The sequence below is a fragment of the Reyranella sp. genome (assembly GCF_044224635.1).
Classification (GTDB): Bacteria; Pseudomonadota; Alphaproteobacteria; order Reyranellales; family Reyranellaceae; genus Reyranella.
The window spans coordinates 232,663-245,082 of record NZ_JBGAKA010000003.1; the positions used below are offsets into that span (position 1 = coordinate 232,663).

General features: G+C 70.5%; 9 protein-coding genes. All 9 read left to right on the top strand.

Annotation, left to right across the window (positions count from 1 at the left end; genetic code table 11):
• Positions 1-7 precede the first annotated feature (7 nt).
• The 9 genes from ACILR9_RS04725 (at position 8) to addA (ending at position 12,396) form a co-directional block, all read left to right on the top strand.
• A complete protein-coding gene (locus tag ACILR9_RS04725) occupies positions 8-412 on the top strand; it encodes a PTS sugar transporter subunit IIA (protein ID WP_395708741.1) in 405 nt (134 codons plus the stop codon).
• Positions 409-720, top strand: coding sequence for an HPr family phosphocarrier protein (locus ACILR9_RS04730; protein ID WP_395708742.1), 312 nt, complete (start codon positions 409-411; stop codon positions 718-720). The genes ACILR9_RS04725 and ACILR9_RS04730 overlap by 4 nt, the downstream gene beginning before the upstream one ends.
• Before the next feature lie 119 nt (positions 721-839).
• Positions 840-2,012, top strand: coding sequence for a hypothetical protein (locus ACILR9_RS04735; RefSeq protein ID WP_395708743.1), 1,173 nt, complete (start codon positions 840-842; stop codon positions 2,010-2,012).
• Between the two features lie 261 nt (positions 2,013-2,273).
• A complete protein-coding gene (gene ahcY, locus ACILR9_RS04740) occupies positions 2,274-3,668 on the top strand; it encodes an adenosylhomocysteinase (RefSeq protein WP_395708744.1) in 1,395 nt (464 codons plus the stop codon).
• A 94-nt stretch (positions 3,669-3,762) separates the two neighbouring features.
• Positions 3,763-4,203 (top strand): tRNA (adenosine(37)-N6)-threonylcarbamoyltransferase complex ATPase subunit type 1 TsaE, encoded by a 441-nt coding sequence (gene tsaE / locus ACILR9_RS04745; RefSeq protein WP_395708745.1) that lies wholly within the window; start codon positions 3,763-3,765, stop codon positions 4,201-4,203.
• Between the two features lie 7 nt (positions 4,204-4,210).
• Positions 4,211-5,239, top strand: a complete 1,029-nt coding sequence (locus tag ACILR9_RS04750) for an aminoglycoside phosphotransferase family protein (RefSeq protein ID WP_395708746.1) — start codon at positions 4,211-4,213, stop codon at positions 5,237-5,239.
• Entirely contained in the window at positions 5,236-5,928 is a 693-nt protein-coding gene (locus ACILR9_RS04755) for a nucleotidyltransferase family protein (protein ID WP_395708747.1), read from the top strand. The genes ACILR9_RS04750 and ACILR9_RS04755 overlap by 4 nt, the downstream gene beginning before the upstream one ends.
• Before the next feature lie 10 nt (positions 5,929-5,938).
• Complete coding sequence (gene addB, locus ACILR9_RS04760; protein WP_395708748.1) at positions 5,939-8,890, top strand: double-strand break repair protein AddB; 2,952 nt, start codon at positions 5,939-5,941, stop codon at positions 8,888-8,890.
• 5 nt (positions 8,891-8,895) lie between these two features.
• Positions 8,896-12,396, top strand: coding sequence for a double-strand break repair helicase AddA (addA, locus tag ACILR9_RS04765; RefSeq protein WP_395708749.1), 3,501 nt, complete (start codon positions 8,896-8,898; stop codon positions 12,394-12,396).
• The last annotated feature ends 24 nt before the right edge of the window (positions 12,397-12,420 follow it).

Genomic DNA, 12,420 nt, shown 5'->3' on the forward strand with positions numbered 1-12,420 from the left:
GCAGGACATGATTGGTATCGTATTGGTTACCCATGGCAATCTGGCCCGCGAATTCATAGCGGCGCTGGAACATGTGGTCGGGCCGCAGCAAGGCGTGGCGGCCGTATGCATCGGTCCCGACGACGACATGGAGAAGCGGCGCGCCGAGATCCTGGAGAACGTCCAGGCCTGCGAAAGCGGCGACGGCGTGATCGTGCTCACCGACATGTTCGGCGGGACGCCCTCCAATCTCGCCATCTCGATCATGGAGCGGGCCCGCATCGAGGTGCTGGCCGGCGTCAACCTGCCGATGCTGGTGAAGCTCGCGTCGGTGCGCGCCCGGCCGATCGCCGAGGCCGTGCGCATGGCGCAGGAAGCGGGCCGCAAGTACATCACGGTCGCCTCGCGCATCCTCGCCAAGGAAGCTTCGTGAACGACGGTCCGCCGCACGTCACCGCAGAAGCCGAGATCGGCATGATGCGGCGCACCCTGCAGATCACCAACAAGCGCGGCCTGCACGCTCGCGCCGCCGCCAAGTTCGTGCGCACTGTCGGCCAGTTCGACTGCCAGGTCCGCGTCGCCTTCAAGGGCCAGGAAGTCTCCGGCCTGTCGATCATGGGCCTGATGATGCTGGCGGCCGGCCTGGGCAGCGCCATCGACCTCGCCTGCTCGGGCCGTCAGGCGGTCGAGGTCATGGCCGCGCTGTCGACCTTGATCGAGGGCCGGTTCGGCGAGGACTGACCCTCCGGCAAGCTCAGGGCAGGCGACGGCTCGGCGCATGGCGGGTCGAATGCCCATCGGTCATGCTCTTCCCATTTTGCCTCTGCCGGTGCTAATCCGCCTCGCTGGAGGTGCAAGGAATGAGCGTCGAGGGTGAGACGGCCGGAAGCGGTCTCGCGAAGGCGCGTGCAGAACCGGCCAAGGAGACGAAGCCGGAGCAGGGTGCCGGGCAGCCATTGCCGAGCGTGAACGCGCGTCTCGCAAGCGCGCTGCTGGTCATCGGCTCGGTGCTGCTCACGCTGGGGGTGATCGAGATCGGCTGCCGCCTGCTGCGCGGCGGGCCACAGGCGCTGATCCACTGGCCGAACTTCCCCGCCGTGCGCATGGGCATCAGCGACCAGGGCGGCGGCGCCTGCGCTTATGCCTACGACGCCACCCTCGGCTGGACCCTGCCGCCGAATTGCCAGGTGTCCTCGCTCAGCACCGATGCGCACGGCTTTCGCCGAACGCCCGATGGCGCCTTCACCGGCTGGCCGGCGATCCTCGCCACCGGATCGTCCTTCACCCAGGGCGAGGAAGTGGCCGACGACGAAGCCTGGCCGGCACAGCTGCAATCGATCATCGGCCGCAAGGTGGTGAATGGCGGGGTCAGTGGCTACGCCTTCGACCAGGCGGTCCTCTACACCGAGCGCGTGGCGCCCAAGGTCAAGCCGCGCCTCGTCGTGATCGGGTTCACGCCCGACGACGTCCGGCGCAGCGAGCTGGCCGAAGCGTGGAGCCGGAAGAAGCCCTACTTCACCGTGATCGACGGCCGACTCGAGCTGCGCAACGTGCCGGTGCCGGGCCAGCTGCGCGCGTCCCTGCCGACGCTGGGCCGTCTGCTCGGCTGGTCAGCGCTGGCCGAGGACCTCACGCAACGGCTCGGCATGCAGCGAGGCTGGTACTTCGACGAGGTGCAGGGCGCGCCGCCCGGCAGCGGCGAGGAGATCGCCTGCCTGCTGGTGGGCAGGCTCGCCGGCCTCGGCGTGCCGGTGATGTTGCTGTCGCAGTACAGCCGCGGCTACGCCATGGCCGACGTCGCCGGCAAGGCGCGGGATCGCCGCACCGTGAGCAAGGTGCTGGGCTGTGCCACCGCGGCTGGCCTCATCGCCTTCGACCTCGCCGAGCCGCTGCAGGCCGCGATCGGCCAGCGCGGCGTCGACGCGCTCTACCGCACCGATCACCATTCGGCCGAAGGCAACCGCGTGATCGCCGAGCAGATCAAGGACGAGCTGGCGAAGCGCCGCCTGCTGCCGCAGGTGTTGGAGCGATGATTTGCCCCTTCAAGCCAGCGAAATGCCCGGCGCGCCGATTAGCTCAGCGTAGCACGGCCCGTCCGGCGTGACGTTCGTCCTCGGGTGGCGCGTCTGAGGACGCGCGCCGCGGCCGGGACATCACCTCATAAAGCCCGGCGCATATCGGCATAAATAGTTGCTTATATGTGCGTATCTCCGAGCCGACCGCGTTGAGGGCCCGCAGGGCCGCTGTTATGACACGGCCCGCCTTCCCTCTTCCCGCACTGCCAGGAGCGCCACATGGCCCAGGATTACGTCGTCAAGGATATCGGGCTCGCCGATTGGGGCCGCAAGGAAATCGACATGGCCGAGACCGAGATGCCCGGCCTGATGGCGATCCGCAAGGAGTTCGGTCCGAAGCAGCCGCTCAAGGGTGCGCGCGTCGCGGGCTCGCTGCATATGACCATCCAGACGGCGGTGCTGATCGAGACCCTGAAGACGCTCGGTGCCGACGTGCGCTGGGCGTCGTGCAACATCTACTCGACGCAGGACCATGCCGCCTCGGCGATCGCGAAGTCGGGCACGCCGGTGTTCGCGATCAAGGGCGAGAGCCTCGAGGAATACTGGGACTACACCCACAGGATCTTCGAATGGAGCGACGGCGGCGCGCCCAACATGATCCTCGACGACGGCGGCGACGCCACCCTGCTGGTCCATCTCGGCATGCGCGCCGAGAAGGATCCGTCGCTGATCGCCAAGCCGACCAACGAGGAGGAAGAGGTCCTCTACAAGGCGATCGCCAGGACCAACAAGGAGAAGCCCGGCTGGTACGCCAAGCTCGGCGCGGCGATCCGCGGCGTCACCGAGGAGACCACGACCGGCGTGCACCGGCTCTACCAGATGGAGAAGGAAGGCCGCCTCTTGTGGCCGGCCATCAACGTCAATGACTCGGTCACCAAGTCGAAGTTCGACAACCTCTACGGCTGCCGCGAATCGCTGGTCGACGGCATCCGCCGCGGCACCGACGTGATGATGGCCGGCAAGGTCGCCATGGTCGCGGGCTTTGGCGACGTCGGCAAGGGCTCGGCCGCCTCGCTGCGCCAGGCCGGCTGCCGCGTCATGGTCTCCGAGGTCGATCCGATCTGCGCCCTGCAGGCGGCGATGGAAGGCTACGAGGTGGTCACGATGGAAGATGCCGCGCCGAAGGCCGACATCTTCGTCACCGCCACCGGCAATGTCGACGTCATCACGCTCGACCACATGAAGGCGATGAAGCATCGCGCAGTGGTCTGCAACATCGGCCACTTCGACAGTGAGATCCAGATCGCGAGCCTCAGGAACTTCAAGTGGCATCACGTCAAGCCGCAGGTCGACGAGATCGAGTTCCCCGACGGCAAGCGCATCATCGTGCTGTCGGAAGGCCGCCTGGTGAATCTCGGCAACGCCACCGGCCATCCGAGCTTCGTGATGTCGGCCTCGTTCTCCAACCAGACGCTGGCGCAGATCGAGATCTTCACCAATCCGGGCAAGTACGAAAAGAAGGTCTACACCCTGCCCAAGACGCTCGACGAGAAGGTGGCGGCGCTTCATCTCGAGAAGGTCGGCGCCAAGCTCACAAAGCTGCGCGCCGACCAGGCGAAGTACATCGGCGTTCCCGAGGCCGGCCCGTTCAAGGGCGACCTCTACCGGTACTGATCGGGGTGCTCTTCACTGTCCTCCCCAGCGAAGACGCTGGGGAGGAAAATGATCCCCTTGCGGGGGCACCTCCCCCGTGAGACGGGGAAGGCAAATGAGTTATTCCCTCTCCCTGTCCGACGAAGCCGCGACCGAGCGGCTGGGCGCGTCGCTGGCCGGACGCCTGCGGCCCGGCGACCTGGTAGCGCTGCAGGGCGGGCTGGGTGCCGGCAAGACGACGCTCGCACGGGCCGTGCTGCGCGCCGCATCAGGCGATCCGGCGCTGGTCGTGCCCAGCCCGACCTTCACGCTGGTCGAGGTCTACGACACGCCGCGCGGCAGCTACTGGCATTTCGATCTCTACCGCCTGGAGTCGGCCGAGCAGGTGCTCGAGCTCGGCTGGGAAGAGGCGCGCGCCGACGGGGTGGCCCTGGTCGAATGGGCCGAGCGCCTCGGTCCCCTGCTGCCGCCGGACAGGCTCGCCGTCAGCCTGACGATCGAGGGCGCCGGACGGCGCGCCGACATCGACGGAGGCGCGCGCTTTGCGGGCCTCTGAGGAAGACATGACCTCTCAAGAAGACGGCGCCTCCGAGCGCGCCAAGGCGCGCGATCGCGCGCGCGCCGCATTTGCCCGGCGCGCCGGCTGGGGCGATGCCGGCGCGCGCCGGCTAGCGGGCGACGCCTCGTTCCGCCGCTACTATCGGTTGAGCCGGCCGCGCCAGTCGGCGATCGTCATGGACATGCCGCCCGGCGAGGACGCGACGCCGTTCGTGCGCGTCGACCGCCATCTGATCGGGCTCGGGCTCAGCGCGCCCGAGCTCTACGCCGTGGATGCTGCCGCGGGCTTCCTGCTGATCGAGGATTTCGGCGACGATACCTTCACCCGCGTGCTCGCGGCCGGCGGCGACGAAGCCGAGCTCTATGGTCGCGCGACCGATGTGCTCGTCGCCTTGCATAGGGCCGGCGCGCGTGCCTTGCTGCCCGGCCTGCCGGTCTATGCCGGCGAGGCGTTGATCGAGGCGACCATGCTGCTGCCCGAATGGTACGTGCCCGCCGCGACCGGCTCAGCCCTGCCGGCCGACGAGGCCGAGCGCTATCGCGCGGCGTGGCGCGCCGCGCTCGCCAGCCTGCCGTCGGCCGACGACACGCTGCTGCTGCGCGACTATCACCGCGCCAACCTGATGTGGCTGCCGGCCCGTCCTGGCGCACAGGCCTGCGGGCTGCTCGATTTCCAGGACGCCCAGCTCGGCCATGCCGCCTACGATCTCGCCTCGCTGATCGAGGATGCGCGCCATGACGTGTCGCCCGCCGTGCATGCCGCTTGCCTCGATCGCTATCTCGGCGAGACCGGCCTGGGCGACCGCGCAGGCTTCCGGGCGGGCTTCGCCCTGATGGCGGCGCAGCGCCATGCGCGCATCATCGGCCTGTTCGTCCGCCTGTTGCAGCGCGACGGCAAGTGCGATTACCTGCCGTTCCTGCCGCGCGTCTGGCGGCAGCTCGAGCAGGCGCTGGCGCACGAGGCGTTGCAGCCGCTCAGGGCCTGGATCGATCGCGTGGTGCCGCCCGGCTTGCGGCGCGTGGGAGCAGCATGATCACGACAGCAATGATCCTGGCCGCCGGCCGCGGCGAGCGCATGCGGCCGCTCACCGACACCATTCCCAAGCCGCTGATTCCGGTCGCCGGCAAGTCGATGCTCGAGCGCTCGCTCGACAAGCTGGTCGAGGCGGGCGTCACCAGGATCGTGGTCAACGTCCATCATCTCGGCCAGCAAATTGTCGACCGGGTAAGCGACCGTGCCGAGATCATCCACGAGGACCGGCTGCTCGACACCGGCGGCAGCGTGAAGAACGCCCTGCCACTGCTCGGTCCCGGTCCATTCTTCATCCTGAACGGCGACATGCTGTGGCGCGACGGGCCGGACATGCTGCTGCCGCGCATGCGCATGCGGTGGAAGCCCGAGAGCATGGACGCGCTGCTGCTGCTGCATCCCATCCACAAGGTGATCGGCCGCGAGCCCGGCGAACGCGGCGACTACTTCCTAGAACCGTGGGGCCACATCCGCCATCGCGGCATGGCCCCGCTGACGCCCTACGTGTTCGCTGGCATCTCGGTCTGCGATGCCCGCCTGTTCGAGGAGTCGCCCGATGCGCCGTTCTCGCTGCTGACGCTGTGGCATCGCGCCGAGGCGGCGCGGCGCCTGTTCGGCGCGCTGCACGAGTGCGAATGGTTCCATGTCGGCACGCCGAAGCAGCTCGCCGAGGCGGAGCGCATCCTGGCCTGAGTGACCGGGAATGACGCGCGTCTTCACCATCGCACTCGATCGCTGCTTCGCCGACGTTCTGGCGCGCGGCATCCTCGCCGCCTACGGCGACGAGCCGCTGGCGCTGGCCGATGCCCTGATCCTGCTGCCGACGCGGCGCTCGGTACGGGCGCTGCGCGAGGCCTTCCTGCGCGCCTCCGACGGCAAGCCGCTGCTGCTGCCGCGGATGGCGCCGCTGGGCGATGTCGACGACGGCGCGTGGGAACCGATGTCGGGCGACGATGTCAGGGCCCTCGCCCTGCCGCCGGCCATCGCGCCGGCGGAGCGCGAGGCGCTGCTGGCCCAGCTGGTCACCGCCTTCGCCGACGAGGACGGCCAGCGGGTCGCGCAATCAGCGGCGCAGGCGCTGAAGCTCGCGCGCGAGCTGGCCAGCCTGATCGACGAGCTCGCCATCGAGGGCGTGTCGTTCGGCCGCCTCGCCGGCCTGGTCGACAGCACCTTCGCCAGCCATTGGCAGCGCACGCTGCGGTTCCTCGCCATCATCGGCGAGCATTGGCCGCGCATTCTGGCCGAGCGCGGTCAGATCGACGCCATCGACCGCCGCACACGCTCGATCCGCGCCCAGGCCGAACGCTGGCATACCAACCCGCCAGCAACTCCGGTGATTGCCGCCGGCTCGACCGGCTCGCAACCGGCGACGCGGGAACTGCTCGCCGCGATCGCCGGCCTGCCCAAGGGCGCGGTGGTGCTGCCCGGGCTCGATCGCGACATCGACGAGGCGAGCTGGCGCGCGCTCGACTTCTCGCATCCGCAGTTCGGCCTGCGCGAGCTCCTGCAGGCGCTGGACGTCGAGCGCGGCGCGGTCGCCGACTGGCCGGGCAGCGCGGCGCCCCCCTTCGGACAACCGTCCCGCGGAAAGCTGGCGAGCGAGCTGATGCGGCCGGCCGAGACCAGCGAGGCGTGGGTGCGCCCGCCTGCCTCGTCGCTCGAGCACGTGACGCGCGCCGACTGTGCAACGCCGCACCACGAAGCGGTGGTGATCGCGCTGGCGCTGCGCGAGGTGCTCGAGGCGCCGGGGCGCACCGCGGCACTGGTGACGCCCGATCGCGTGCTGGCGCGGCGCGTCGCCGCCGAGCTCCGGCGCTGGAAGGTCGATATCGACGATTCGGCGGGCCAGCCACTCAGCCACACGCCGCCCGCCGCACTGCTGCAGCTGCTGGTGGAGGCGCTTGACCAGCGCTTCGCGCCGGTGGCGCTGCTGGCGCTGCTCAAGCATCCGCTCACGACCCTGGGCGGCACGCGCGGCGCACTGCTCGCCACCGCCCGGCGGCTCGACATCAAGTGCCTGCGCGGCCTCAAGCCGGCGCCCGGCCTCGACGAGATCCGCACCCGGCTGGCCGGGGCGACGTTCGGTGATCCGGACGAACGTGATCGCATCGGCGCCCTGCTCGACCGGCTCGACTCGGCGACAGCCGATCTGGCCCACGCGCTGGAAGATGGCGCGCCGCCCGACCGCCTGCTCGATCTGACGATCGCCTCCGCCGAGCGAGTCGCCGCGTCGCAATCCCTGTGGTCGGGCGGAGCCGGCGAGGCGCTGGCCGACGCGCTGGCCCGCCTGCGCGGCGCCTGGCAGGGGCACGCCGCGATCGCCGGCCGCGAATGGCCGGCGCTGCTCGGCGCCATGCTGGAGCCGGAGATCGTGCGGCCGGCCTATGGCCGCCACCCACGGCTCGCCATCTGGGGCCCGCTCGAGGCCCGCCTGCAGCGCGCCGACCTGGTGGTGCTGGGCAGCCTCAACGAGGGCACCTGGCCACCGTCGGTCGACACTGGTCCGTGGATCAACCGGCCGATGCGCGCCGCTCTCGGCCTGCCGCAACCGGAACGCCGCGTCGGCCTGTCGGCGCACGATTTCACCGAAGCGCTGGGTGCCGAGCGCGTGCTGCTGACCCGCGCCGAGCGCGAAGGCGGCGCGCCGACCGTACCGTCGCGCTGGCTCGCCCGGCTCGATGCGCTGTTCGGCTACGAGCCCGGCGCCCCGGTGGCGCCGCCGGAGTACATCCAGCGCGGCCGGCGCAGCCTGCTCGCCTGGGCCGAGGCGATCGATGCGCCGACCACCTATGCGCCGTGGCTGCGGCCCGAGCCGCGGCCGCCGGCCGAAGCGCGGCCCGCCGTGCTGCCGGTGTCGGCCATCGAGCAATGGCGCCGCGATCCCTACGGTCTCTATGCGCGGCGTATTCTTCGCCTGCGCCTGCTCGACCCGCTCGAGGCCGAGCTCGGCGCGGCCGAGCGCGGCACTGCCCTGCACGACGCTTTCGACGAATTCCTGAAGGCCCATCCGTCCGGCACGCTGCCGTCGGATGCGCTGGCGCGCTTCGAGACCATGGGCGAGCAGCACCTGGCCAGGGTGCTGGCGGCGCCGGCCGAGCGCGCCTTCTGGTGGCCGCGCTTCAAGCGCCTGGCGCGCTGGTTCGTCGCCACCGAGAACGCCCGCCGCGGTGCCGGCACGCGCGTGCTGGGCAGCGAGATCGAGGGCGCGCTCCAGCTCGGGCCACTGCGCGTCGAGGCGCGCGCCGACCGCATCGACGAGATCGGCCCCGACGTGTGGGAGATCATCGACTACAAGACCGGCCGCGTGCCGCAGAAGAAGGAGATGGTGGCGCTGTTCGCGCCGCAGCTGCTGCTCGAGGCGGCGATGGCCGAGCGCGGCGGGTTCGCCACGCTGCCGGGCCGCGCCGGCAGCGCACACCTGTCCTACTGGCAGGCCAATGGCCTGGGTGACGGCGGCTCGGTGAACCCCGTCGCCGACAGCGACGACCTGGTGCCGCGCATGCTCGCGCTGGTCGAGCGCATGGCCACGCTCTACGCCTCGCCCGATACGCCCTATCGCGCCGTGCCGTGGTCGGCCTTCATGCCGTTCTTCAACGACTACAAGCACCTCGAGCGCATCGCCGAATGGTCAACCGCCGGCGGAGACGAGGAATGAAGGGAATGACCGACGCCCTCACGCTCGCGACGCAGTCGCAGCGGCAGGCAACGACGCCGCGGCATTCGGCGTGGGTCGAGGCCAATGCCGGCACCGGCAAGACCAAGGTGCTGACCGACCGCGTGACCCGCCTGCTGCTCGACCGGGTGCCGCCGCAACGCATCCTCTGCCTCACCTTCACCAAGGCGGCGGCGGCGGAAATGCGCAACCGATTGGCGAGCCAGCTCGGCCGCTGGGCGCTCGCCAGCGACTCTGCGCTCGACGACGAGATCGCCCAGCTGATCGACCGTCGGCCCGAGCCCGACGAACGCATGGTCGCCCGCCGCCTGTTCGCCGGCGTGCTCGATGCGCCGGGCGGCATCAACATCCTCACCATTCACGCTTTCTGCCAGGCGCTGCTCAAGCGCTTCCCGCTCGAGGCCGGCGTGGCGCCGGGCTTCGAGGTGCTCGACGAGGCAGAGGCGCGGGGGCTGCTGCAGCGGGCGCGCGATGCGCAGATGGAATCGCTGGCGGCCGACGCGGCCCCCGCCGATCTCGCGCAGGCGCTGGCCACCGTGGCCAACAAGGTATCGATCGCCGAATACAGCCAGCTCCTGTCCGACCTGCTGGGCGAGCGCGCCTGGCTGCTCAATCGCCTGCGCGACGACGACGGCCTGCAACGGTTGCGCGTGCGACTGGCACGCGCCCTCGGCTCGGCGCTGGGCGATAGCGGCGACGCGCTCACCGAGGCCGCCTGCCGCGACTCCGCTTTCGACAAAGCCGGCCTTGGCGAAGCCGTGCGCGCCCTGGCCAAGGGCAGCCCGACGGATCGAGAGCGCGGACAGCGGATCGCCGACTGGCTGGAAGCCGGCGACAACCGCGCCGCGCTGTGGTCGGACTATGCCCAGGTCTTCTTCACAAAGGACGGCCGCATCCAGGCCCGCCTCGCCACCAAGGCGGCCAGCACGAGAATGCCCGGCATCGACCGCGTCCTGCGTGTCGAGGCCGAGCGGCTGGACGAGGCGCTCGAACGCATCGCCGGCGCGGCGCTGGTCGACGGCACGGTGGCTCTGTTGCGACTCGGCCTCGACATCGCCGAACGCTATGCCGCGGCCAAGCGGCGGCGCGCCGTGCTCGACTACGACGACCTGATCGTCCACACGCGCCGCCTGCTCGAGACGGCGGCCAGCGCCGCCTGGGTGCTCTACAAGCTCGATGGCGGCATCGACCACGTGCTGGTCGACGAGGCTCAGGACACCAACCCCGATCAATGGGAGGTGATCCGCCGCCTGACAGAGGAATTCTTCGCCGGCGAGAGCGCGGTCGAGCGACCGCGCACCATCTTCGCCGTCGGTGACGCCAAGCAATCGATCTTCGGCTTCCAGCGCGCCGATCCGCGCAAGCTCGAGGAGATGCGCGCGTGGTTCAGTGACCGCACCGAGCTCGCCGCGCAGCGCTTCGTGCCGGTCGACCTGCACGTGTCCTTCCGCTCGACGTCTGCGGTGCTCGACGCCGTCGACTGGGTGTTCGGCGAGGCCGCGGCAGCAAACGGCGTCGCGTCCGCCAACACCGAGGTGGAGCATCTGGCGAGCCGCACCGGCGAGCCCGGCCGCGTCGAGATATGGCCGCTCGTCCGCGCGATCGAGGGCGAGACCGATACGACCAACCTCGAGTCGGCGCAGGTCGAGATGGCGGAACCGCATGAGCGGCTCGCCCAGTTGATCGCCCGCCATGCCAAGGGCCTGATCGGCAGCGAGCGGCGGGCACGCAAGGGCGAGCTGCTGCACGAGGGCCATTTCATGGTGCTGGTGCGCCGGCGCAATGCCTTCGTACACGCGCTGGTGCGGGCGCTGAAGCGCGAGCGCATCGAGGTGGCGGGCGTCGACCGGCTCGACCTCGCCGAGGAACTCGCGATCCAGGACCTGATGGCGATAGGCCGCTTCGTGCTGCTGCCGCAGGACGACCTCAACCTCGCCTGCCTGCTGAAGTCGCCGCTGATCGGCCTCGACGAGGACCAGCTCTTCGCCCTGGCGTGGCAGCGCAGCGGCTCGCTGTGGCAGGCGCTGCGCAAGCGCGCCGGCGAACCGGCCTTCGCGACTGCCCATGCCCGCTTGGCCGATTGGCTGGGCCGTGCCGACCTATCGACGCCGTTCGACTTCTTCGCCGACGTGCTGGGCCCCGCCGGCGGCCGTGTGCGCCTGCTCGAACGGCTGGGCCGCGAAGCCGCCGATCCGATCGACGAGCTGCTGGCGCGAGCGCTGCAGTACCAGCAAGTCGAAGGCACCTCGCTGCAGGGCTTCGTGCGCTGGTTCGAGGCGGGCGGCGGCGACATCAAGCGCGACCTCGACCAGAACCGCCGTCGCGAGGTCCGCATCCTGACGGTGCATGCTTCCAAGGGCCTGCAGGCGCCAATCGTCTACCTGCCCGATACGACTCGCGTGCCGCAGAATTACGAGCGGCTGCTCGCCGCCGAGGATGGCGACACGCGCCTGTGGCTGCCGCGCGTTCGCGAGGCCAATGCGGCAGCGCACACCTGGCGCGGTCAGGCGCGCGAGCGCGACCTGCAGGAACAGAACCGGCTGCTCTACGTCGCCATGACGCGAGCCGAGGACCGGCTCTATGTCGGCGGCTGGATCAACGCCAAGGAGCCCGACCGCGGCTGCTGGTACGAGCGCATCACCGCTGGCCTGCGCGCCAGCAGCAGTGCCGATGCCGACCGTGCGCCGGCGCGCCAGCGCGCCGTGGCGCGCAGCTTCGACTTCTCGCCGCTGCTCGGTCCGCCAGGCTGGGCGGGCGAGGGATACGAGCTCACCAACCCGGGCACGATCACGGTGGCCGAGCAGATCGAGCTTCCTCTCGAATCGGCGGCACCGCTGCCTCCCTGGCTGGGCGAGGACGCGCCGGCCGAGCCCGATCCGCCGACGCCGCTGGCGCCCTCGCAGCCGCTGCCCGACGAGACTGTGGTGCCGCCGCGCGCCTACAGCCCGTTGTCCCCGGGCGATCCGCGCCGCTTTGCCCGCGGGCTGCTGCTGCACGACCTGCTGCGCCACCTCCCGGCGCTGCCGACCGTCGAGCGGATGGCCGCGGCGCGATGCTTTCTCGCCCAACCGGCATATGGCCTGGCGGCCGACGAGATCGCCCAATGGGCCGACGAGGCGCTGGCGGTGATCGCGGCGCCGGGCCACGCCCCGCTGTTCGCCGAAGGCTCGCGCGCCGAGGTGCCGCTGATCGGCACGGTGCGGACGGCGCGCGGCGCCTTCACCGTCAGCGGCCAGGTCGATCGCCTGGCGGTGACGCCCCGCGAGGTCCTGATCGTCGACTACAAGACCAACCGCCCGCCTCCCGCCCACGTGCACGACGTGCCGCTCGCCTACCGTCGCCAGCTCGCGCTCTATCGGACGCTGCTCCAGGGCATCTATCCCGGGCGATCCGTAAGGGCTTTCCTGCTCTGGACGGCGGCACCGTTGTTGATGGAGATCGATGGCGAAACACTCGCCCGATCAATGCCTTACGCGGCCGCATCTTGACTTGCCCGAGGCCCGTTCCTAGCT